At 74.1% G+C, this 22,685-nt stretch carries 20 protein-coding genes; 11 read left to right on the top strand and 9 right to left on the bottom strand.

The features are described 5' to 3' along the window. Positions 1–4 precede the first annotated feature (4 nt). The 3 genes from OG802_RS19980 to OG802_RS19970 are packed head-to-tail and all read right to left on the bottom strand — an operon-like array spanning position 5 to position 3,716. Positions 5–1,720 (bottom strand): L-aspartate oxidase, encoded by a 1,716-nt coding sequence (locus OG802_RS19980; protein WP_329412361.1) that lies wholly within the window; start codon positions 1,718–1,720, stop codon positions 5–7. Further along, positions 1,717–2,709 carry a pantoate--beta-alanine ligase gene (gene panC, locus OG802_RS19975; RefSeq protein ID WP_329412359.1) on the bottom strand — a complete coding sequence of 331 codons (993 nt, stop codon included), beginning with the start codon at positions 2,707–2,709 and terminating at the stop codon, positions 1,717–1,719. The genes OG802_RS19980 and panC overlap by 4 nt, the downstream gene beginning before the upstream one ends. Continuing rightward, positions 2,706–3,716 carry a Rossmann-like and DUF2520 domain-containing protein gene (locus tag OG802_RS19970; RefSeq protein WP_329412358.1) on the bottom strand — a complete coding sequence of 337 codons (1,011 nt, stop codon included), beginning with the start codon at positions 3,714–3,716 and terminating at the stop codon, positions 2,706–2,708. The genes panC and OG802_RS19970 overlap by 4 nt, the downstream gene beginning before the upstream one ends. 205 nt (positions 3,717–3,921) lie before the next feature. Here OG802_RS19970 and OG802_RS19965 point away from each other — a divergent pair, with 205 nt between their 5' ends. Both OG802_RS19965 and OG802_RS19960 read left to right on the top strand, forming a co-directional pair. Beyond that, complete coding sequence (locus OG802_RS19965; RefSeq protein WP_329412356.1) at positions 3,922–5,094, top strand: threonine aldolase family protein; 1,173 nt, start codon at positions 3,922–3,924, stop codon at positions 5,092–5,094. Between the two features lie 126 nt (positions 5,095–5,220). Then, positions 5,221–6,324, top strand: a complete 1,104-nt coding sequence (locus OG802_RS19960) for a DUF5937 family protein (RefSeq protein ID WP_329412354.1) — start codon at positions 5,221–5,223, stop codon at positions 6,322–6,324. Positions 6,325–6,345: 21 nt separating this feature from the next. Here the strand turns inward: OG802_RS19960 and OG802_RS19955 are convergent, their stop codons facing one another. From OG802_RS19955 to OG802_RS19945, 3 genes are all read right to left on the bottom strand, one after another. Continuing rightward, the gene (locus tag OG802_RS19955; RefSeq protein ID WP_329412352.1) at positions 6,346–6,978 is read right to left on the bottom strand and encodes an AAA family ATPase; all 633 of its coding nucleotides are present in this window, start codon (positions 6,976–6,978) and stop codon (positions 6,346–6,348) included. A gap of 50 nt (positions 6,979–7,028) precedes the next feature. After that, positions 7,029–7,697, bottom strand: a complete 669-nt coding sequence (locus tag OG802_RS19950; protein WP_329412351.1) for a response regulator transcription factor — start codon at positions 7,695–7,697, stop codon at positions 7,029–7,031. Positions 7,698–7,804: 107 nt separating this feature from the next. Continuing rightward, complete coding sequence (locus OG802_RS19945; RefSeq protein WP_329412350.1) at positions 7,805–9,007, bottom strand: sensor histidine kinase; 1,203 nt, start codon at positions 9,005–9,007, stop codon at positions 7,805–7,807. A 135-nt stretch (positions 9,008–9,142) separates the two neighbouring features. On the opposite strand from OG802_RS19945, the gene OG802_RS19940 reads away from it, so the two are divergent. Beyond that, positions 9,143–10,399 carry an SAM-dependent methyltransferase gene (locus OG802_RS19940; protein WP_329412349.1) on the top strand — a complete coding sequence of 419 codons (1,257 nt, stop codon included), beginning with the start codon at positions 9,143–9,145 and terminating at the stop codon, positions 10,397–10,399. An 87-nt stretch (positions 10,400–10,486) separates the two neighbouring features. Here OG802_RS19940 and OG802_RS19935 read toward each other — a convergent pair whose 3' ends face one another. Beyond that, the gene (locus OG802_RS19935) at positions 10,487–11,638 is read right to left on the bottom strand and encodes an NADH-quinone oxidoreductase subunit D (RefSeq protein WP_329412348.1); all 1,152 of its coding nucleotides are present in this window, start codon (positions 11,636–11,638) and stop codon (positions 10,487–10,489) included. A gap of 31 nt (positions 11,639–11,669) precedes the next feature. Between OG802_RS19935 and OG802_RS19930 the strand changes: the two genes are divergently transcribed. Next, the gene (locus tag OG802_RS19930) at positions 11,670–12,182 is read left to right on the top strand and encodes a PH domain-containing protein (RefSeq protein ID WP_329412347.1); all 513 of its coding nucleotides are present in this window, start codon (positions 11,670–11,672) and stop codon (positions 12,180–12,182) included. Between the two features lie 65 nt (positions 12,183–12,247). Then, on the top strand, positions 12,248–13,567 hold the full coding sequence (locus OG802_RS19925; protein WP_329417216.1) for a PH domain-containing protein: 1,320 nt from the start codon (positions 12,248–12,250) through the stop codon (positions 13,565–13,567). A 59-nt stretch (positions 13,568–13,626) separates the two neighbouring features. On the opposite strand, the gene OG802_RS19920 is transcribed toward OG802_RS19925, so the two are convergent. Both OG802_RS19920 and OG802_RS19915 read right to left on the bottom strand, forming a co-directional pair. Further along, the gene (locus OG802_RS19920; RefSeq protein WP_329412346.1) at positions 13,627–15,348 is read right to left on the bottom strand and encodes a hypothetical protein; all 1,722 of its coding nucleotides are present in this window, start codon (positions 15,346–15,348) and stop codon (positions 13,627–13,629) included. Between the two features lie 401 nt (positions 15,349–15,749). Beyond that, the gene (locus tag OG802_RS19915; protein ID WP_329412345.1) at positions 15,750–16,877 is read right to left on the bottom strand and encodes an alpha/beta hydrolase; all 1,128 of its coding nucleotides are present in this window, start codon (positions 16,875–16,877) and stop codon (positions 15,750–15,752) included. Positions 16,878–17,112: 235 nt separating this feature from the next. On the opposite strand from OG802_RS19915, the gene OG802_RS19910 reads away from it, so the two are divergent. From OG802_RS19910 to OG802_RS19885, 6 genes are all read left to right on the top strand, one after another. Further along, complete coding sequence (locus tag OG802_RS19910) at positions 17,113–18,924, top strand: phosphatidylglycerol lysyltransferase domain-containing protein (RefSeq protein ID WP_329412343.1); 1,812 nt, start codon at positions 17,113–17,115, stop codon at positions 18,922–18,924. A 228-nt stretch (positions 18,925–19,152) separates the two neighbouring features. Beyond that, positions 19,153–20,139 carry a dihydropteroate synthase gene (folP, locus tag OG802_RS19905; protein WP_329412341.1) on the top strand — a complete coding sequence of 329 codons (987 nt, stop codon included), beginning with the start codon at positions 19,153–19,155 and terminating at the stop codon, positions 20,137–20,139. Next, entirely contained in the window at positions 20,136–20,720 is a 585-nt protein-coding gene (locus tag OG802_RS19900; RefSeq protein ID WP_329412339.1) for a nuclear transport factor 2 family protein, read from the top strand. The genes folP and OG802_RS19900 overlap by 4 nt, the downstream gene beginning before the upstream one ends. A gap of 316 nt (positions 20,721–21,036) precedes the next feature. Beyond that, positions 21,037–21,396, top strand: coding sequence for a dihydroneopterin aldolase (gene folB / locus OG802_RS19895; RefSeq protein WP_329412337.1), 360 nt, complete (start codon positions 21,037–21,039; stop codon positions 21,394–21,396). Next, a complete protein-coding gene (gene folK, locus OG802_RS19890) occupies positions 21,393–22,004 on the top strand; it encodes a 2-amino-4-hydroxy-6-hydroxymethyldihydropteridine diphosphokinase (protein ID WP_329412335.1) in 612 nt (203 codons plus the stop codon). The genes folB and folK overlap by 4 nt, the downstream gene beginning before the upstream one ends. A gap of 84 nt (positions 22,005–22,088) precedes the next feature. After that, the gene (locus OG802_RS19885; protein ID WP_329412333.1) at positions 22,089–22,574 is read left to right on the top strand and encodes a DUF3180 domain-containing protein; all 486 of its coding nucleotides are present in this window, start codon (positions 22,089–22,091) and stop codon (positions 22,572–22,574) included. Positions 22,575–22,685: the final 111 nt, after the last annotated feature.

The raw sequence follows: 22,685 nt of genomic DNA, 5'->3' as shown, positions 1-22,685 counted from the left end.
TCTGTCACTGCTCCTGGTGGTGCTGCCGGGTCGGGGGGAAGTCTGCGGTATCGGTGGTGTGTACGGCGAGCGTGCGGTCCGGATTCAGTCGCACGACGATGTGGCGGCGCCACTTCGCGTCGTCGCGGTCGGCGTGGTCATCGCGCCAGTGGCAGCCGCGGGTCTCCTCGCGCTGCCGGGCGGCGGCGACCAGCACGCGCGCGACGCAGAGGAGGTTGGTGGCCTCCCAGGTGTCGACACCGGGCTCGGCCGTCTTGCCGTTCTCGTCCAGGGCGTCGCGGGCCTCTGAGTGCAGTCGGTGCAGCTGGTCGGCGGCCTTCTCCAGGGACCCGGCGGAGCGCAGGACGCCGGCCCCGTCGGTCATCACGCGCTGGATGGCGAAGCGGGCCTCGGGGGCGAGCAGCGGGTGCGCCGGCCGCTCGGGGTGCTCGACGGGCGCGGGCACCCGCGCGCGGAGCGCGTCGCCGGCCCGGCTCGCGGCGATGTCGGCCACGATGCGCTCGGCGTAGACGAGGCCCTCCAGGAGGGAGTTCGACGCGAGGCGGTTCGCGCCGTGCACACCGGTGCAGGCGACCTCCCCGCACGCGTAGAGCCCGGGCACGGTCGTGCGGCCGTGGGAGTCGGTGCGCACGCCCCCGGACGCGTAGTGGGCGGCCGGGGCGACCGGGACGGGCTCGGTGACCGGGTCGATGCCGTGGGTGCGGCAGGCGGCGAGGATCGTCGGGAAGCGGTGCTCCCACATGGCGGCGCCGAAGTGCCGGGCGTCGAGGAACATGTGCTCGGCGTCCTGCTCCTGCATGCGCCGCATGATGCCCTTGGCGACGATGTCCCGCGGGGCGAGTTCGGCGAGCTCGTGCTGCCCGACCATGAAGCGCACGCCGTCCGCGTCGACCAGGTGGGCGCCTTCGCCGCGCACCGCCTCGGAGACGAGGGGCTGCTGGCCCTCCGCGTCCGCGCCGAGGAACAGCACCGTCGGGTGGAACTGGACGAACTCCAGGTCGGAGACCTCCGCGCCGGCCCGCAGCGCCAGCGCCACGCCGTCGCCGGTGGACACCGACGGGTTGGTGGTGGCGGAGAACACCTGGCCCATGCCGCCGGTCGCGAGCACGACCGCGGGGGCGTGCACGGCCCCCACGCCGTCGTGCTGGCCCTCGCCCATGACGTGCAGGGTCACGCCAGCGGTGCGGCCGTCGGCGTCCGTGAGGAGGTCCAGGACGAGCGCGTTCTCGACGGTGCGCATGCCCCGCGCGCGGACCGCCTCGACGAGCGCGCGGGAGATCTCCGCGCCGGTCGCGTCGCCGCCCGCGTGCGCGATGCGACGACGATGGTGACCGCCCTCGCGGGTCAGCTCCAGGCCGCCTTCCTCGGACTCGTCGAAGTGCGCGCCGGTCGCGATCAGCCGGCGCACCGCGTCGGGGCCCTCGGTGACCAGGATCCGCACGGCCTCCTCGTCGCACAGACCGGCGCCCGCCACGAGCGTGTCGTCCAGGTGCTGTTCGGGCGTGTCGCCCTCGCCCAGGGCCGCGGCTATGCCGCCCTGCGCCCAGCGCGTGGAGCCGTCGTCCAGGCGGGCCTTGGTGACGACGACCGTCGTCAGGCCGGCGGCCTCGCAGCGCAGGGCGGCGGTCAGGCCGGCCACGCCGGAGCCGACGACCACGACGTCCGCGTCGATGTTCCACCCGGGCGCGGGCGCGTGCAGTCGTATGCCTGTGCTGGTCACGAGGCGGCTCCGAAGGTGAGGGTGAGGTTGTCGATCAGCCGGGTCGCGCCGACCCGGGCGGCGACGGCGAGGACGGCCTCGCCGGTGAAGCCGTCCTCGATCTCGGTGAAGTCGGACGGGTCGACGAGCGCGAGGTAGTCCAGTTCGAGCCGTGGGACGAGGCGGGCGGCCTCGTCGAGGACCGTGCGGGCGGCCGCGCGGACGCCCGCCGCGTCGCCGGGGGCGGCCTTCGCGACGGCGTGCGCGTCGGCGGCGGCACGGGACTCCCCGAGGGCGCTGAGGGCCTCGGCGCGCGCGTGGGAGGCGGGCACCTCCCGCGCGCGGGCCCGCAGTGCCTCCTGCGCGGCGTGCCGGTCGCGGCCCGCGAAGAGGGCCTGGGACAGCGCGAGCGCGGTGCGCCGTTCCCCGGCGGACAGGTAGCGGTTGCGGCTGGACAGGGCGAGCCCGTCCTCCTCGCGCACGGTGGGCACCGCGACGATCTCCACGCCGAAGTCGAGATCCCGCACCATGCGGCGGATCAGGGCGAGCTGCTGGGCGTCCTTCTGCCCGAACAGCGCCGTGTCGGGGCGGGTGAGGTGCAGCAGCTTCGCGACGACCGTCAGCATGCCGTCGAAGTGCCCGGGGCGGGAGCGGCCTTCCAGGCGCTCGCCCATGGGGCCCGCGGTGATGCGGACCTGGGGCTCGCCGCCGGGGTAGACCTCGTCCGCGGAAGGGGCGAACACGACGTCCGCGCCCGCCAGTTCGGCGACCTTGAGGTCGGCGTCGAGGGTACGGGGGTAGCGGTCGAGGTCCTCGCCCTGGCCGAACTGAAGCGGGTTGACGAAGACCGTGACGACGACCTCGCCGTCCGGCCCGGCGAGGTCGCGGGCGGTGCGCACGAGGGTGGCGTGTCCTTCGTGCAGGGCGCCCATCGTCATCACGACGGTCCGGCGGCCGCCACGCGCGCGTGCGTGGAGTTCGCCGGCGGTGCGCAGCAGGGCGGTGGTCATCCCGCTTCTCCTTCGGTGCCGTCAATGCCGTCAATGCCGTCGACGCCGTCGATACCGGTTGTGCCGGACGCGCCGGGCGCGCCGGGCGCCCGGGGGGCCCGGTGGGCTTCGTCGGCGAGCACCCCGAGGAGGTCCTCGGCCAGTTCGGGCTTGAGCAGCCCGTGGGCGAGCGCGCGGTCGGCGGTCGCGCGGGCCATCGCCAGGTAGCCCGCGACGGTCTGCGGTGCGTGCGCGCGCAGTTCGGCGACGTGGGCGGCGACCGTGCCGGCGTCCCCGCGCGCGACGGGGCCGGTGAGCGCGCCGTCGCCGGAGCGCAGGGCGTTGTCCAGGGCGGCGCCGAGGAGCGGGCCGAGCATCCGGTCGGGAGCCTCGACGCCGGCCGCGCGCAGCAGCTCCATGGACTGGGCGACCAGGGTGACCAGGTGGTTGGCGCCCAGGGCGAGAGCGGCGTGGTAGAGCGGGCGGCTCTCCTCGGCGATCCACTCCGGCTCGCCGCCCATCTCGATCACGAGCGCCTCCGCGGCCAGCCGCAGCTCCTCGGGCGCGGTGACGCCGAAGGAGCAGCCGGCCAGCCGCTGGACGTCCACGGGGGTGCCCGTGAACGTCATCGCCGGGTGCAGGGCCAGCGGCAGGGCGCCCGCGCGCAGTGCGGGGTCGAGGACCTTCGCGCCGAAGCGCCCGGAGGTGTGCGCGAGGAGCTGGCCGGGCCGTACCGCCCCGGTGTCGGCGAGGCCCTCCACGAGCCCCGGCAGGGCGTCGTCGGGGACGGTGAGCAGCACCAGGTCCGCCCGCTGGAGGACCTCGGCGGGCGGCACCAGGGGCACGTCGGGCAGCAGGAGCGCCGCTCGCCGCCTGGAGGCGTCGGAGACGCCCGAGACGGCGACGGGCCGGTGCCCGGCGAGTTGCAGCGACGCGGCCAGGGCGGGCCCGACCCGGCCCGCGCCGACGACCCCGACGGCGAGCCGCGCGGGGCGGTCCCTGGGGTCTGGCTGTTGGGGTGTACTCACTCGACGGCGGCCTTCCGTTCCAGTCCGCTCCGGGTACCGGACGATTTCTCGTCATGTTAACGCGATCTGTTCCGGCGGGGCCCGGTTGTCCACAGGCTGTGGGTTTTCCCACCCGTTCCGACCGCCGCCGCCGATCCGGGGCCGAAGCGGCGGGACGGCACACGCGTGTGCCCGCGCGGCCCCGGCGCACGGCATCATCCGGGGCATGACGTACACCGCGGAGCACAGCGAGGAACAGCCGGCACAGCAGGGCCTGCGGGAGCGGCGGGCGCTCGCGCACCGGAAGGCGGAGCGCGTGCTGTCGCGCGCGGGGTTCCAGAGCACGCTGCGGGAGCGGCTCGCGGTGCTCCAGGAGGCCGCCCCCGGGGTCCACGACCTCGACGAACCCGCGGACGTCTACGGGGACGGGGTCGTGGAGGCGCTGGAGAGGCGGGTCGCCGGGCTGCTGGGGACGGAGGCCGCCGCGTTCTTCCCCACCGGCACGATGGCCCAGCAGGTCGCCCTGCGCTGCTGGGCCGGCCGCACCGGCGACCCGACCGTCGCGCTGCACGCCCTGAGCCATCCCGAGGTGTGGGAGCGGGGCGCTTTCGGCGCCGTGAGCGGCCTGCGCACGGTGCGGGTGACGCGCGAGCCCAGGCTGCCCACGGCCGAGGAGATACGCGCCTTCGACGAGCCGTTCGGCGCGCTCATGCTGGAGCTGCCTCTCCGGGACGCCGGGTTCGTGCTCCCCACCTGGGAGGAGCTGACCGACGTCGTGGAGGCGGCACGCGAGCGCGACGCGGTGGTGCACTTCGACGGCGCACGCCTGTGGGAGACCACCCAGCACTTCGGCCGCAGCCTGTCGGAGATCGCGGACCTCGCGGACAGCGTGTACGTGTCGTTCTACAAGTCCCTCGACGGCTTCGGCGGCGCCGCCCTCGCCGGCCCGAAGACCCTGGTGGCGGAGGCGAAGGCCTGGCGGCACCGCTACGGCGGCACGGTCTTCCAGCAGTTCCCCACCGCGCTGTCGGCGCTCGTCGGCCTGGACCGCGAGCTGCCCCGGCTGCCGGAGTACGTGACGCACGCGCGTGTGGTCGCCGCCGCCCTGCGCGAGGGCTTCGCCGGGACGGACGTCCCGTGGGCGCGCGTGCACCCCGAGGTCCCGCACACGCACCAGTTCCAGGTCTGGCTGCCGTACGAGGCGGACGTGGCGGCCGAGGCGGCCGTGGCGCAGGCGCAGGAGACGAGCACGATGCTGTTCGCCGGGGCCTGGGACCGCGGCGGGCCGGGGCTGTCCTTCACCGAGGTCACGGTGCGCGCCGCCGGCCTGAGCTGGACGGCGGACGACGTGAGGGCGGCGGCCGCGGACTTCGCGGCCCGGGCACCCGGCGGCCGGTAGGCCCCGCCGGCGGACGGGACCGGGCCGAGAGGGACGGCGGCGCTCCGGGCACGGCCTGCCGTCGCCGGTCGACGGCGGCCCCCGAGCGGCGACGGCGCTGTCGGTGGCGAGGTGCACCATGGGGGCATGAGTCTGAGCATCGACATCGCGGGGCTGCGGCCGGAGAGGGTCGCCGTCGTGCCCTCGCCCCTGGCCGAGCTCGGCATGGCGTTGCACGCGCTGGCCGAGCCCGCACACCATCCCGGCCTGCAGGGCTGGGTCACCTCCGTCACCGCCCGGCTCGACTCGCATCTGGCCGACCGGATGTGCGAGGCCGACTTCCTGTGGCGGACGACGTTCTCCGACCTCTTCCTGCCCTACGCGGGCATCCCCGGCGGCACGCTCCCCGGCGCCGCGCTCGCCGAGGAACTCGACCTGCTGGACAAGCTGACGGACGAACAGTTCGTCGACTCCGCGCTGGAGTTCACCTGCGCTGCCGGATACGACCTGCCGGGCCCGGCCCTGCTCTCCCACCCGGAGCTGTGCCGCCGTGCGCTCGACCTGGCCGCCACGCGCGGGCCTCGGCAGGTGCGGTTCACCCGGCGGCTCCTGGCGGACCCGCCACGCGTGCGTGCCTGGCTGCGGCAGTTCCTGGAGGACTGCGACGAGGCGTTCTTCGCCGACGTCTGGGCCCGGGTGCGCCTCCCGCTCGCCGCCGACGCCCGCCACAAGACGGACCTCCTGCGCCACAAGGGGCTGGCGGAGACGCTCGCCTCGGTGTCCTCGGCCGTCTCCCTCGACGAGAGCGGCACGCGGATCACCGTCGACAAGCTGGTCTCCGGCCGCACCTCCACCGGCGACGGCGGCCTCCTGCTCGTGCCCACGAGTTTGGGCTGGCCGCACCTCATGGTGCTGCACCGGTACGGCTGGCAGCCCGTGCTGCACTACCCCGTGGGCTCGCCCGAGCTGGCCTCGCCCCCGTCGGTGGAGCAGCTGACCCTGCGGATGACGGCGCTGTCCCACCCCGTCCGGATGCGGATCTGCCGGCTGCTGGCCCGCAGCGCGTACACCACGACGGAGCTGGCCCAGGTGCACGGCAGGAGCGCGCCCGAGATATCCCGGCACCTGGCCGTCCTGAAGAAGGCCGGCCTGGTGACCACGCGCAGACGCGGCCGGTACGTGCTGCACCAGCTCGACGTGACGGTGGTGGCCCGCCTGGGCAGCGACTTCCTGGAAGGCATCCTTCGCTGAGGCCCGACCGCCTCGCCGGGGTCAGTCGAACCGGATGTGCCGCACGCCCACCCCGGCCTGGCGCAGCCGTGTCCGCAGCGGGCCCTCCGTGTTGGGGCTGAGCGTCAGCCCGGCCAGGACGGCGATGCGGTCGGCGGTCCTCGGCACGGTCGTGTGATCCGTCCACAGATGCTCGGCGAACTCCGGCTCCCGCAGCCGCTCCAGGCAGTGGTCGAGCTGCCGGACGGCCCAGGTCTCCCGGCGCAGCCCCGCGTTCCTGCCCAGGGCGAACCCGAGGAGGTGCCCCGGGCCGCGCTCGCGCAGCCTCCGCAGGACCGTCTCCCGTTCGGCGAGCAGGGTGAAGTGGCGCACGTCGTGGCCGAGTCCGCGCAGGCGGCCGACGGTCTCGTCGAAGTACCGGGGGTCGGTGACGGTCATGGGGGCGATGACCACGCCGTCGTCCGCGCGGAGGGCGAGGTCGAGGACCTCGACGACGCCCTGCCGCCACGCCGCCAGGTCCTGGAAGTCCCCGCGCAGGCCCGGCGGCAGCATCCGGCGCAGCCCGAACCCGGCGTGCTCGGGGTCGCAGACGACGCTGCCGGGCAGCCGGCGCCGTATCTCGTGTGCGGTCTGTGTCTTGCCGCCCCCGAAGGGGCCGTTGATCCACAGGAGCATGCGCAGACCTTAGTGGGCGCCGCTGCCGCGCACGGCCCGTTCCCGGCGGTTCACAGGCCGCCCGCGCGGACGAGCCCCGTCTCGTACGCCAGGACCACGACCTGGACCCGGTCGCGCAGCCCCAGCTTGGTCAGGATGCGGCCCACATGGGTCTTCACAGTGGCCTCGGAGAGCACCAGGCGGGCCGCGATCTCCCCGTTGGACAGCCCCTGGGCGACGAGCACCATGACCTCGCGCTCGCGCTCCGTCAGCCGCTCCAGCTCCTTGTGCCGGGGCTCCCTGCCGGTGCTCGGCAGCATCGGCGCGAACCGGTCCAGCAGACGGCGGGTGGTGGACGGGGCGACCACCGCGTCGCCGCTGTGCACGGAACGGATCGCGGTCAGGAGCTCGCCCGGCGGCACGTCCTTGAGCATGAACCCGGAGGCGCCCGCCTTCAGCCCGGAGAACGCGTACTCGTCCAGGTCGAAGGTGGTCAGGATCAGCACCTTGGGCGCGTCGGGCTCCGCGCAGATGCGACGGGTCGCCTCCACACCGTCCAGCTTCGGCATGCGGACGTCCATCAGCACGACGTCCACCGCCGTGGAGCGCACCACCTGCAAGGCCTCGACGCCGTCGCCCGCCTCGGCCACGACCTCCATGTCCGGCTGGGCGGCGAGCACCATCCGGAACCCGGTGCGCAGGAGCACCTGGTCGTCGACGAGCATCACGCGGATCGCCATCGAGTCCTCTTCCGTTCGCTTCTGGTTCTTCTGGTTCTCTGGTTCTTCTGGTCTTCTGGTCTGTTTCAGGGGGCGTGACAGGTGTCAACCAGGGGCGTACGTGGGCGTCAATGCGCCGGTTTGAGCGGCAGCAGGGCGCTGATGCGGAATCCTCCGCCGGGCCGCGGTCCCGCGTCCAGGGTGCCGCCCACCATGCCGACCCGCTCGCGCATGCCGATCAGACCGTGGCCCGCGCCGTCGACGCCGCCCTCCTCGTACAGCTCGTGCGGGGCGCCCTTGCCGTCGTCCTCCACGAGCAGCCCCAGACCGTCGTCGAAGTAGACCAGACGTACGCTCGCGCCGGCGTTCGGTCCGCCGTGCTTGCGGGTGTTCGTCAGCGCTTCCTGCACGATGCGGTACGCCGTCAGCTCGACGCCGCTGGGCAGCGGCCGCGCGGTGCCCTCGACCTTGAAGTCCACCGGCAGGCCCGAACCGCGGCACTGCTCGACGAGGTCCTCGATCTGCTCGACGTCCGGCTGCGGCACGTACTCGCCGCTCTCCTGGTGCTCACCGGTGCGCAGCACGCCCAGCAGGCGCCGCATCTCGGCCAGCGCCTGGCGGCCGGTGGAGGAGATCGTCTCCAGCGCCTTGCGCGCCTGGTCGGGCGCGGCGTCGAGGACGTAGGCGGCGCCGTCCGCCTGCACCACCATCACGGACACGTTGTGCGCGACGACGTCGTGCAGCTCGCGCGCGATCCGGGCGCGCTCGGCGGCGACCGCGACCTTCGACTGCGCCTCGCGCTCCCTCTCCAGGCGTGCCGCGCGCTCCTCCAGCTGGGCGAAGTAGGCGCGACGCGTGCGGATGGAGTCGCCGAGCACCCAGGCCAGGGCGAACGGCACCGTCTGGAAGACGATCACCGCCACCTGGCCCGGCACGCTCGCGTTCTCGTGCGGCCAGCGCAGCTGCGCCAGGGTCGCGGCGCTCAGCGCCATGACCAGGGCCAGGCGGGAGGCCCAGCGGGCGCCCGTCGCCGCGACCGTGTAGACGATCACCAGCAGCGCGAAGTCCGCCGCCGTGACGCCGACGTTCAGCACCAGCTGCGCCGTCCCGAGCCCGGCGGCGAGCACGAGCATCTGCTCGGGCATGCGCCGCCGCAACGCGATGACCAGGCACAGCAGGAAGAGCACCGGCACCAGCAGCGCCATGGAGTCGGTGCCGCCCCGGTCCTGCCCGGCGGTTCCGGCAGCGGCGGAGATCCCGAACAGGACGAGGGCCCAGAAGCCGTCGACCCTGGTCGGGTGTCTGCGAAGGAAGTCATAGAGGCGCTGCACGTAACCCAGCGTAGGGAAGCCCGATGCGTGCAGGGGTCAACCGGAGGGCCGATCCGGTCCGCGCGGGCGTACTCCGCAAGGTGGAGGCCGTGATCACCTGTACGCCTACATTGAACGAGTGGTGAACGACGGACGGTGGACGAGGTGACCGGCACGGGCCGCTGGCGCGGCTGGCAGGAGGCCATGCAGGACGCCCTGTACGGCCCGGACGCACAGCCCGACGCGCAGGCGCGGACCGGCCCGGGGGCCCATGGGGGCGCGGACGGACCGAGTGGCGCGGACGGGCCCGGGGACGCGGGCGGCCTGACCGACCGCGAGGCGAGGGCCGGGGCGGGATCGCGGGCCGGCCCGGACACGCCGCATGATCGCGGTGCTCACGCGCGGGGCGGCTTCTACCGGCGGCCCGAGGGACCGGCGGGGCACTTCCGTACGTCCGTGCACGCCTCGCCGCTCTTCGCCGAGGCCGTGGCCCAACTGCTCTGCCGGGTCGACGAGGCGCTGGGCCGGCCCGCGTCGCTCGACTTCGTCGACATGGCCGCCGGCTGCGGCGAGCTGGCCGAGGGCGTGCTGGCGGCGCTGCCCGCCGACGTCGCCGCCCGCACACGCGTGTGCGCCGTCGAGATCGCCGGCCGTCCCGAGGGCCTCGCTCCCCGGATCGCGTGGCGGTCCGAGCCGCCCCGGGAGATCACCGGACTGCTCTTCGCCAACGAATGGCTGGACAACGTCCCCCTCGACGTCGCGGAGGTCGACTCCGCGGGCGTGCCGCGCCTCGTGCTCGTCCGCGACGACGGCGCGGAGCGGCTCGGGGAGCCGGTCTCCGGTGCGCAGGCCCGGTGGCTCGCGCGATGGTGGCCGCTGCCGGGGGAGGAAGGGCTGCGGGCGGAGATCGGGCTGCCGCGGGACACGGCGTGGGCGTCCGCGGTGGCGTGCGTCGCACGCGGGCTCGCGGTGGCCGTGGACTACGCGCACCGCGCCGACGCGCGCCCGCCCTTCGGGACGCTCACCGCGTTCCGGGAGGGACGCGAGACGACGCCCGTCCCGGACGGTTCCTGCGACCTCACCGCCCACGTCGCCCTGGACGCGTGCGCGGCGGCCGCCACAGGGACGGCGCCGGCGGCGGCCACGACGAAGGCGGCCCGGTCCGTCGCGTCCCGCGCGCGGGTGCTCGCCCAGCGCGACGCGCTGCGCGCCCTGGGCGTCTCCGGGGCGCGACCCCCGCTCGCGCTCGCCGCCACGGATCCCTCGGGGTACGTGCGCGCCCTGGCGGGCGCCACCGAGGCCTCCGAGCTGACCGCCAGGGGCGGACTGGGCGACTTCGGCTGGCTGCTCCAGCCGGTGGGGATCGCGGATCCGCTCGACACCGGACCCGACCGGGAGCCCACCCCCGGCTGATTCCCGCCGGCCGCCCGGCGACCACCGCCCGGCCCCGCGCCCCTCCGGCTGTCCCGCCGCCCGGCTGTCCGCCGTCCCGCGCGCGGGCTACTTGTCGATGTCGCCCACCACGAAGAACATCGACCCCAGGATCGCCACCATGTCCGCGACCAGGGTACCGGGGAGCAGCTCGGTGAGCGCCTGGATGTTGTTGTACGACGCCGAGCGCAGCTTCAGCCGGTACGGGGTCTTCTCGCCCTTGCTGACGAGGTAGTACCCGTTGATGCCGAGAGGGTTCTCGGTCCACGCGTACGTGTGCCCCTCGGGCGCCTTCAGGACCTTCGGGAGCCGCTGGTTGATCGGGCCGGGCGGCAGGTCGACGAGGCGGTCGAGGCCGGCGTCCGCGAGGTCGAGCGCGTTGTGCGTCTGCTCCAGCAGGCACTCGAAACGCGCCAGGCAGTCCCCCTCGGTGCGGGTCACCACCTTCAGCGTGTCCTGGAGCTCCCCGTACGCCAGGTACGGCTCGTCCCTGCGCAGATCGAAGTCGACGCCCGAACCGCGCGCGATGGGACCGCTCACGCCGTACGCGTGCACGTGCTCCGGCGCGAGGACGCCCACGTCGCGGGTGCGCCCGCGGAAGATCTCGTTGCCGAGCACCAGGTCGTCGTACACGTCCATCCGGGAACGCACGGCGGCGACGGCCGCCCGCGCGCGGGAGGTCCAGCCGGCCGGCAGGTCCTCCTTGAGGCCGCCGACGCGGTTGAACATGTAGTGCATGCGGCCGCCGGAGACCTCCTCCATGACGTTCTGCAGCACCTCGCGCTCGCGGAAGGCGTAGAAGACCGGCGTGATGCCGCCCAGCTCCAGGGGGTACGAGCCGAGGAACATCAGGTGGTTGAGCACCCGGTTCAGCTCGGCGAGCAGCGTGCGCGTCCACACGGCCCGCTCGGGGACCTCCATGCCGAGCATCCGCTCCACCGCGAGGACCACGCCCAGCTCGTTGGAGAACGCCGACAGCCAGTCGTGGCGGTTGGCGAGCATCACGATCTGGCGGTAGTCGCGCGCCTCGAACAGCTTCTCCGCACCCCGGTGCATGTAGCCGATCACCGGCTCCGCGTGCCGGATGCGCTCGCCGTCCAGCACGAGCCGCAGCCGCAGCACGCCGTGCGTGGAGGGATGCTGGGGGCCGATGTTGAGCACCATGTCGGTGCTCTCCGCGGCACCGCCGATCCCGACCGTGGTCTCCGTCGTAGGAGTCATGGCGACAGTCTCCCCTACGTACGCTGGCCCCATGGAAACGGGGAGCCCGGGAAACCCGGGGGGCGGGGAGCCGGCGGCGGTCGCGCCGGATTGGAGCGGACTGCCGGCGGGTCTGCTGCGGATGCGGCGGCTGCTGCTGGTGGTGTGGCTGGGGCTCGCGGCCGTCGCGGTGGGACTGCTGCTCGGACTGCTCGTCGCTCCCGCGTGGGCGGCGTTCGCGCTGCTGCCCCTGGCGGGCATCGGCTGGGGCTGGGTGCTCCTCGGCCGCAACTGGCGCTCCTGGCGGTACGCCGAGCGGGCCGACGACCTGTTGATCAGCCGCGGCGTGCTGTGGCGGGAGGAGACGGTGGTCCCGTACGGGCGCATGCAGCTCGTCGAGGTCACCTCCGGCCCTGTCGAGCGCTTCTTCGGGCTGGCCGGCGTCCAGCTGCACACGGCGGCCGCCGCGACCGACGCGGCCATTCCGGGCCTGGACCCGGCCGAGGCGGAACGGCTCCGCGACCGGCTCACCGCCCTCGGCGAGGCACGATCGGCGGGACTGTGACGACCCCCGACGTCGGCGCCGGCGTCCCGGACGACCCGGGCAGGCCGGGCGGGCCGGGACCGGCGGTGCCCGGCGCCGCCGGGGCGGGGCGGCCCGTCATCGAGCGGCGGCTGCATCCCGTCACGCCGTTCCGGCGGGCCTGGGCGCCGATCGCGGTCCTCGTCGGGTGGGCGGTGCACGACCCGAACCAGGCGCAGGAGCAGCTGACCCGGCTGACCACGACCACCCTGCTGATCGCGCTGGCCGTCCTCGTCCCCGCGGCTTCCCTGTACGGCTTCCTGACCTGGTGGTTCACCCACTTCGCGGTGACGGACAGCGAGCTGCGCATACGCACCGGCCTGCTGTTCCGGCGCGCCGCGCACATCCGGCTGGAACGCATCCAGGCGATCGACGTCAGCCGGCCGCTGCTGGCCAGGATCGCGGGCGTCGCGAAACTGCGGCTCGACGTCGTCGGCGCCGAGAAGAAGGACGAACTGGCCTTCCTCGGCGAGGAGGACGCCCGCGCGCTGCGAGCGGAGCTGCTCGCGCGGGCGGCCGGATTCGCGCCGGAGACCGCGCACGAAGTCGGCGAGGCGCCCGCGCGCGAGCTGCTGCGCGTGCCGCCGCGCACGCTCGCGGTCGCGCTGGCGCTGACCGGCGCGACCTGGGGAACCCTGGCCGCCGCGCTCGTCGTGCCGCCGGTGCTGTGGCTGGCCACCCACAGCGTGTGGACGGTCCTGGCGACCGGCGTGCCGCTGCTCGGCGCGGCGGGCGCGGCCGGCGCCGGCCGGTTCGTCGGCGAGTACGACTGGACGGTCGGCGAGTCGCCGGACGGCCTGCGCATCGACCGCGGGCTCCTGGACCGTACGCACGAGACGGTGCCGCCGGGGCGGGTGCAGACCGTGCGCATCGTCCAGCCGCTGCTGTGGCGGCGGCCCGGCTGGGTGCGCGTCGAGCTGGACGTGGCCGGCTCCGCCAACTCCGTGCTCGTGCCGGTCGCTCCGCGCGAGGCGGCCGAAGCGGTCGTCGCGCACGTGCTGCCCGGGGTGTGCGTCCCGGCCGCGGAGTCGCTCGCGCGCCCGCCGCGACGGGCCGGGCGGTGTGCGCCGGTGTGGTGGCGGGGCTACGGAACCGCCGTCACCGACACGGTGTTCGCCGCCCGGCACGGCCTGCTGCGCAGGCGGCTGGCGCTCGTGCCGCACGCCAAGGTCCAGAGCGTACGGCTGACCCAGGGGCCCTGGCAGCGCCTCTGGCGGCTCGCGGACGTCCATGTGGACACGGGGGCCGGCAAGACCGTCACGGCCCGCCTGCGGGACGCACAGCAGGCCGCCGAGCTGCTCGGGAGCCAGGCCGAACGATCACGGACCGGGCGCAAGGACGCCCGGCCCGACCGGTGGATGACCTAGAAGGCCGCCCGGTAACGGCTCCACGACGGACCGACCGCCGTCCGGCGATGGACGGGCGGTCAGGAGACGGCGCTGCGCAGTCCCTGGAGGTCGATGTGCTCCGTCTCGTCGTGCGCGGTCAGGTCGATGACCTGGCCCACGCCGCGCGCCGCCTCGTCCGCCGGCTTGAACTCCGCCTCGGACTCGGCCTTGTGCAGCGCGAGGGCCTCCTGGCCGACGACGTCGGCGAGGTCCTCGTTCTGCACCGCCTCCAGCGCGTCGGGCTCCGCGTCGCTCTTCGTGCCGAAGAAGTCGAAGCCGCCCTCGACGGTCGGACGCCGCACCGGCTCGGCGGCCGGGACGACGGCCACGGCGGTCGGCACGGCGAAGTGCCCGGAGAGACGCTGCACGGGAGCGGCGGGACGCCGGACGACGGCGCCGGCCTCGGTCGCGGCAGCGGCAGCGGGCTCCACGGCGTGGGTGACGCCACGGCCGGGACCCGGGCCGGGATCGGGGTCCGAGTCCGGGTCGGGGTCACGGTCGGCGCCGGGGCGCGCGGTCCGTGCGCCGTCGGTCTGCCGAGCGGCCGCGGCCCGCACCGTGGTCCCTCCCGAAACGGCCGCGTCACCCGAGTCGGTCTCGTCCTCGGGGAGGACTCCCGCCCGGCTGAGGTCCGTCGCCGTCATGTCCGTCGAGGACGTCTCAGCGGAAGCGGGGACATCGGACGAGGAGGCGTCGGACGAGGCGTCGTCCGGGCGGGCTTGCCGCGCCGTCCCCCCGTCGGAGCCGGTTGCGTCGCCCTCGGTTCCGTCGTTCCCGGTTACCTCGTCGTCGGCGGCCGGGTGGGGGGCGGTCGCGCGCGTGTGCTCGTCGACCGCCCCGGGCTTCCCCTCCGCCTCGTCCTCCTGCGCGGCCTCCGCGGAAGCCACGCGCGCGGTCCCCTCGCCGGCCGCGCCCTTGGCGGGCCCCTCCGGGAGGTCGTCGCCCGGCTCGTCGTCGGACGCCTCGACGCCCGCGTCGCCGTCGGCGTCGAGCCGCGCGAGGGCCGCCTGCGCCCGCAGGAACAGCTGGGAACCCCGCGGTGAGAACACCGCCGACGTCGCGCTCCCCTCACCGGACCCGGAGGACTCGACGGACTCGACCGGCTCGGACTCCTCCGCGGACTCACCCGACGCGCCGGAGCCGGACGCCTCGGACTCCTCCGTGGCCTCGGACGCCGACGACGTCTCGGGCAGCGCTTCCCCGGCCTCCGCGACCTTCGCCGCCTCCGCCCCGGTGAGTTCCGACGGCTCGGTGGGCTCCGTGTCCTGCGGCCCGCGCGCGGCGGGCAGCGACGCGGGCGACGGAGCCGCCTCTATCTCCAGCAGGCGGCGGCCCTCCAGGGCACTGGCCCGCTCGGTCTCCGCGGTGGCGTACCGGCGCAGCAGCGCCGCGTGCTCGTTGCGCAGACCCGCCAGTTCGGCTCGCTTGGCCCGCAGCCGCTGCTCCAGCTTGACCCGCAGCTCACGCGATTCCTCGAGGTCGCTCTCCAGCTCGGCGACACGTTCCTCGAAGCGCCACTCGTCACCGGCACGCGCGCGGGTGAGGTCGGCGACCTGCTTTCCGGCCTGCACGTCCCAGTGGCGCATCACGACCGCGCCGACGATCGCCGTCGCCGCGGCGGCCGCGGCCAGCACACGGAGCGCCGTCGCCTGCGTGAACAGCCAGGGGCCGAGGGCGCAGACAAGGGAGACGCCGGCGATCGCCGAGGGGGGCAGCAGCCTGTGCAAAGGAGGGGAATGGCGGTGACGTCCTCGTGGCATGGCCAGAAACTTACCGCGCGTAGGCGATTGTTGGCGCCCCGCCCCACAAAAACACAGCCATAACGATGCCTTCACACGGCATCAGGAATCGGGACCGTCGCCGAATTCGACAAGAAGCAAGATCATTCAACGCTCGGGGAAGGGCCGCCGGCGCGCCCTTCGCACCCATTGCGGGTGCCCGCCGCGCCTGTTGCGGGCGTCCATCGCACCTGTCGCGGACGCCCGTCACGCGTGGTGTACGCGCCCATCGCGCGTGGTCTGCGCGCCCGTCGGCCCTGGTGTGGGCGGCGACCGGGCGCGCCCGCAGGGGGCCGCCGGCCCGCCGCACCGGTCGCCCCCGCCCTCACCGTCACTTCACGCAGCCGCCGCGCGCCACCGACGGACGGCGGGCGGCGCGTCGCTCAACGGTCGCTCAGGCGACCGCTGATCCACTGCAACGTCGGCGGAATCTCCCGCCGCCAGGTGTTGAAGTTGTGCCCGCCGCTTTCCAGGATGATCGACGACACCCTGGTCCTGTCGTTCGCCTTCGCCAGCTCTATGAACTTCCGCGTGGCCTTGTAGTTGGATTCTCCGACCTTGCTGCTGGTGACCAGGAGGGAGGTGGCGGGAGCGGAACGATTCTTCAGAAACCAGAGCAGATCCGACTCATTGCGCAGGGTCTTGTTCCCGTGGAAGAGGTCGCCCGTGGTCGGGTCGGTCGGTGCCTTGTAGTACGCCGACAGGCCCGCGGCCGCCGCGTAGGCCTCCGGGTGGTGCATCGCCAGCTTCAGCGCGCAGTAGCCGCCCGTGGAGTCGCCGATGATGCCCCAGTTGCTCGCCTTCTTCCCCACCCTGTAGTGGGCCGCCACGGCGTCCCGCAGGTCCTTCGCGAAGAACGTCTCGGTCTGCGGGCCGTCCGGGATGTCCACGCACTCCGTGTCCCTCGGCGGCGCCACCGTGGGCCGCATCATCACCAGGATCATCGGCTGCATGCTGCCGTCCCTGGCCAGTTGCCGGGCGGTGCGCGGGTAGTGCAGCTTGTTCACGAGCGCCTCTGCCGTGCCCGGGTACCCCGTGAGGACGACGGCCGCGGGGAACGTCCGCGTGCGGTAGGCCGGGTCGAAGTACTCCGGCGGCAGGTACACGAACGCGGGCGTGGTGATGTGCGTCGTACGCCCGGCGACGGCGACCTTCTGGACCTGCCCGGCGGCCCGCGGCCCTCCGCCGCCCCCGCCGTCCACCCGGCGCGTGTCGACGACTCTCAGCGGCCCCGCCGCCGCGCCGCCCGCGGAGTGGTCGACGACCACGCCCGGCTCCGTCTCCTGACCGAACAGGTCCGCCCAGCTGGCGTAGAAACCGAACGCCTGATTGGCGGAGAGCCCGATGGACGCGAAGAGTGCCAGTTGTGTGGCGAGCAGAAGCCCGACCCGCCCGCCGACGGCCCGCCAGCTGCGCCTGGCCAGCCGCGGCCACAGCCAGACCGTGCCGACGAACAGCAGCAAGGCGAACAGCACTGACAGCAGCAGCACTTTGTTGCTCGTGAGACCCATGCGGTGGTTTCCTGCCTGCTCTCCGTCCGGGACCACACCCGCTCCCCCGACTCCTTCGCGAGGGCTTGTCCCGGATTTTCCTTCGCCTTTTCAGTGGCTTTGGCGAGACGAGTGAACCTCTCTCCCCAAGACACCGTCCTAGAGGGCGCAATGTCGCCTGATGCCCGAATCGGCACCGGGTCCAAGGTCTCTCGCGGAACTACGGGATGCGATGTCTGTCACGGAAGATGCGGAAATGTCGGGCGGGGTTCCGCGCCGAACAAGCCGGGTGCGGCGGATAGTGCGAGGTCCGCGCCCTGAGGCCGTTCCCGCCCTCGTCGCGAGGGCCTGCGCCCTCGTGGGCCTGCTGGACGTCGCCGGGGGCGTCTTCCCGCGGTTCCGTCACAGCCGTATGCACTCCTTCGCCGAGGTGCTCCCGGGCTCCTTCGGGCCGTTCGCCGCCGCGCTGTCGCTCAGCGCCGGCGTCCTGCTGCTGCTGCTGGCCCACGGCCTCAAGCGCGGCAAGCGGCGCGCGTGGCGGGCGGCGGTGATGCTGCTCCCGGCCGGCGCGGTCGCCCAGTTCATGTACCGCCACTCCATCCTGGGCGCGCTCATCTCGATCGCGCTCCTGGTGCCGTTGCTGCTGCACCGCGACCAGTTCGCGGCGCTGCCCGACCCGCGCAGCCGCTGGCGCGCGCTCGCCAACTTCGTTCTCATGGGCGCCGGATCCCTCGGTCTGGGGCTGGTCATCGTCAGCGTCCACCCCAACCGCCTGATCGGCGACCCGAGCCTGGCCGATCGCATCACGCACGTCCTGTACGGCCTCTTCGGCTTCGAGGGGCCGGTGGACTACCAGGGCAACACCTCCTGGACCGTCGCCTTCTCCCTGGGCGCGCTCGGCTGGATCACCGCGGTGACCACGATCTACCTCGCCTTCCGCCCCGAGCACCCGGCCGCGCGCCTCACCGAGGAGGACGAGACCCGGCTGCGCGCCCTGCTGGTCAAGCACGGCCGCCGCGACTCCCTCGGCCACTTCGCGCTGCGCCGCGACAAGGCCGTCGTCTTCTCCCCCAGCGGCAAGGCCGCCGTCACCTACCGCGTGGTCTCCGGCGTGATGCTCGCCAGCGGCGACCCCATCGGCGACGTCGAGGCCTGGCCCGGCGCCATCGAGCGCTTCATGGACGAGGCCAAGGCCCACTCCTGGACCCCGGCCGTCATGGGCTGCTCGGAGACCGGCGGCGAGGTGTGGACCCGGGAGACCGGCCTGGACGCCCTCGAACTGGGCGACGAGGCGGTGGTGGACGTGGCGGATTTCTCCCTCGCCGGCCGCGCGATGCGCAACGTACGCCAAATGGTCAAGCGCATCGAACGCGCCGGTTACGAGACCCGGGTCCGGCGCGTGGGTGACCTCGGCGAAGCCGAACTGGAGCGCGTCCGGCGCGCCGCCGAGGACTGGCGCGGCACCGACACCGAACGCGGCTTCTCCATGGCCCTGGGCCGCATCGGCGACCCGGGCGACGGCGACTGCCTGATCGCCACCGCCCACAAGACCGACGAGGTCCCCGGCGAGTACGGCGACCTCAAGGCGATCCTGCACTTCGTGCCCTGGGGCCCCGACGGCGCCTCGCTGGACCTGATGCGCCGCGACCGCTCGGCCGACCCCGGCATGAACGAACTGCTGATCGTCGCGGCCCTCCAGGCGGCGCCGAAGTTCGACATCACGCGCGTGTCGCTGAACTTCGCGATGTTCCGCGCGGCCCTGGCCCGCGGCGAGAAGATCGGCGCGGGGCCCGTCCTGCGCGCCTGGCGCGGGCTGCTGGTCTTCCTCTCCCGCTGGTTCCAGATCGAGTCCCTGTACAAGTTCAACGCCAAGTTCCAGCCCCGCTGGGAGCCCCGCTTCGTCGTCTACCGGGCCTCCGGCGACCTTCCCCGCATCGGCTTCGCCGCCATGCAGGCAGAGGGCTTCGTCACCCTCGCCCTGCCCCTCCCCCGCTTCCTGCGCCGTCGCTCCGCACCGGCACGCGCGTGCACGCACGCGGTGGCGGACAGAGACGTGCGGGCCGCGTAACCACGGCCCCACCCTCCACCCCGGCCGGCCCCGAGACCGGCCGGGCGAAAGCCCTCCGGTCCGCCCACCGATCCGCCTCACCCGGTCCGCCCCGCCGGTCCGCCCCTCGATCCGCCTCACCCGGTCCGCCCCTCGGTCCGCCCCGCCGGTCCGGCCCTCGGGCCCGCCTCGCCGGTTCCGCCCGGGCCGCACCGCGGCAGGGCTCCCTCCTGGGCCTACGCTGAACGCATGAGCAAGCAGAGCGGACGCGGGCGCGTCGTGGGACTTCCCGAATGGGACCGCTGCGCGGTCATGGGAGTCGTCAACGTGACCCCCGACTCCTTCTCCGACGGCGGCCGCTGGTTCGACACGACGGCCGCCGTCAAACACGGTCTGCAGCTCGTCGCCGAGGGCGCGGACCTGGTCGACGTCGGCGGCGAGTCCACCCGCCCCGGCGCCACCCGCGTCGACGAGGCCGAGGAACTCCGCCGGGTCGTCCCCGTCGTCCGGGGCCTGGCCTCCGAGGGCGTCGTCGTCTCCGTCGACACCATGCGCGCCACCGTCGCCGCCCAGGCCCTCGCGGCCGGCGCCGCCCTGGTGAACGACGTCAGCGGCGGCCTGGCCGACCCGGCGATGATCCCCACCGTGGCCGACGCGGGCGCACCCTTCGTCGTTATGCACTGGCGGGGCTTCCTCGACGGCGGCAACGTCAAGGGCGTGTACGCCGACGTCGTCGGCGAAGTCGTGGACGAGCTCCGCACGCGCGTGGACGCCGTCCTGGCGGGCGGCGTCGCCCCCGACCGCATCGTCGTCGACCCGGGCCTCGGCTTCTCCAAGGAGGCCGACCACGACCTGACGCTGCTCGCCCACCTCGACCGGCTGCACGCCCTCGGGCACCCGCTGCTGGTCGCCGCCTCCCGCAAGCGGTTCCTCGGCCGCGTTCTGGCGGGCCCGCAGGGCGCTCCGCCGCCCGCGCGCGAGCGGGACGCCGCCACCGCCGCCGTGTCGGCCCTCGCGGCCCGGGCCGGCGCGTGGGCGGTCCGGGTGCACGAGGTCCGCGCCACCGCGGACGCGGTACGGGTCGCACGAGCCGTGGAAGGGGCGCGCGAGGAGACGGAAGCGCCGGGCGCAGGCGCATCCGGGCGGGCGCGGCCGGCGGCGAGCCCACCCGGCGCGGGAGGCACGCCCGACGCGCGGACCGGCTCCGCCACGCCCCGCGCAGAGGGAGCCCGGTGAGCGCCCCCCACACCGACGTCGAGCAGGTCGAAGCCGCCAACGCCGCGTTCTACGAAGCACTGGAACAGGGCGACTTCGAAGGCGTCTCCGCCCTCTGGCTCACCCCCGCCGACCTGGGCGTGGACGAGACGTACCACGACCCCGCGGACATCGGTGTCGTCTCCTGCGTCCACCCCGGCTGGCCGGTGCTCACCGGCCGGGGCGAGGTCCTCAGGTCCTACGCGCTGATCATGGCGAACACCGACTACATCCAGTTCTTCCTCACCGACGTGCACGTCTCCGTCACCGGCGACACCGCCCTGGTGACCTGCACCGAGAACATCCTCAGCGGCGGCCCCGCGCCCGAGGACGGCGAGGAGCTGGGGCCGCTCGTCGGCCAGCTGGTGGTCGCCACCAACGTGTTCCGCCGCACCCCGGACGGCTGGAAGCTGTGGTCGCACCACGCCTCCCCGGTGCTGGCCGAGAGCGACGACGCCGACGACTCCGCGGACGCCGGGCACCCCGAGAACGCCGACAGCCCGGGCATCCCCGACGACCTGGACGACCCCGGCGCCCCGGGGATCGACGGCACCCCTTCCTGAGCTTCCGGAGCTCTCCGAGCTTTCCGAGGCTTTCCGAGCGGATGGACCGGCCCGGACGGGGCAGCAGCCCCCCGGGATCGGCCGACAGGACGAGGAAGTGGTTGGAATCACGAACCCACGGGTAGGGGCGGCTACCGACCCGTGGGCCGCCGGGTTCCCCGGGGGAAACGCCCGGTGAACACTCCCGGCTCCGGTCCGGGCCCGCGCTGCCGGAGGCCGGGACTGTCAGTGCTCGCAGGTAGATTCGTTCGAGGCCGGGCGACCGCCCGCACCCGGTACGCACCGGCCCCAACCGACGATTGCAGGAGTGATTCGCGTGGATCGTGTCGCGCTGCGCGGCCTCAAGGCCCGCGGGTACCACGGCGTGTTCCCCAAGGAACGCGAGGAGGGCCAGACCTTCATCGTGGACCTCGTCCTGGGCCTGGACACCCGGCCGGCCGCGGCCGACGACGACCTGACGAAGACCGTGCACTACGGCATCGTCGCGGAGGAGGTCGTGGCCGTCGTCCAGGGCGAGGCCGTCGACCTCATCGAGACGCTCGCCGAGCGCATCGCCCAGGCGTGTCTGAAGCACGAAGCGGTCCAGGAGGTCGAGGTCTGCGTCCACAAGCCGGACGCGCCGATCACCGTCCCGTTCGACGACGTGACCGTCACCATCACCCGGAGCCGAGCATGACCGCGTTCTCCACCGAGGGCCAGAGCGACCCGACCGTACAGCCGGTACCCGCCTCCGTCGTCGAGCAGGTCGACGCCGCCGACACCACCCTGCACAACCCCAAACGCGCGGTGATCTCCCTCGGCTCCAACCTGGGCAACCGTCTGGAGACGCTCCAGGGGGCCATCGACGCCCTGGAGGACACCCCCGGTGTCCGCATCAAGGCCGTCTCCCCCGTGTACGAGACGGAGCCGTGGGGCGTCGAACCCGGCAGCCAGCCCTCGTACTTCAACGCGGTGGTCCTGCTGAAGACGACGCTCCCGCCCTCCTCCCTCCTGGAGCGCGCCCACGCGGTCGAGGAGGCCTTCCACCGGGTGCGGGACGAACGCTGGGGCGCCCGCACGCTGGACGTCGACATCGTCGCGTACGCCGACGTCGTCGACGACGACCCGCACCTCACCCTCCCGCATCCCCGCGCCCACCAGCGCGCCTTCGTGCTGGCCCCCTGGCACGACGTGGAGCCCGAGGCCCGGCTGCCCGGCCGGGGCGCCGTCGCCGATCTGCTCGGCGCGCTCCCCCGCGAAGGCGTCGAAGCCCGCAAGGACCTGGAACTCCACCTGCCCGACTAGTCGTTAAGGTCAAGCAGGAAGGTCAACGAGACCACTGCCCGCGAGATCTTCCCGCCGCGGGCGCGGGGGAGCTGAAGGGACACCGTGAGAGAGCTGCGCATCAGGGTGCTGATCGGCGTGTTCGCCGTGGCCGCGATCCTGTCCTGGGCGGGCGCCCGCCTGTGGAACGCGATCGGGACCCTTCCCAGCGTCCCCCTGGCCGCCCCCATCGTCCTCGCCCTGATCGCCGTGGTGCTGACGGCCACGGCGCTCTCGCTGCGCGCCCGCCTCAAGGCCCAGCGCGAGCGCCGCCCCGAGGCCAAGGGCGTCGACCCCCTGATGGCGGCGCGGGCGGTGGTCTTCGGTCAGTCCAGCGCCCTCGTCGCCGCGCTCGTCTCCGGCATGTACGGGGGCACGGGCGTCTTCCTGCTGGAGTCCCTCGACATCCCCGCCCGCCGTGACCAGGCCATCTACGCCGGCTTCTCGGTCCTGGCCGGCATCGCGGTCATAGCGGCGGCCATCTTCCTGGAGCGCGTCTGCCGGCTCCCGGAGGACGACGACCACGAGAACGGCGCGGCCACGGCGGCCTGAGCCGCCCACCGCGCCGTTCCCCGCCCGCCGTTGCCGGGCCGCCCGTTCCTGGCCCGCCCGCGGCCCGTTCGTCACCCGCCGTTGCGGGGCCCGCCGTTCCTGCGTCGTCTG

Source organism: Streptomyces sp. NBC_00704, assembly GCF_036226605.1.
Classification (GTDB): Bacteria; Actinomycetota; Actinomycetes; order Streptomycetales; family Streptomycetaceae; genus Streptomyces.
The sequence above is the reverse complement of the archived record's forward strand: the minus strand, read 5'-3'. Positions and strand labels throughout refer to the sequence as shown.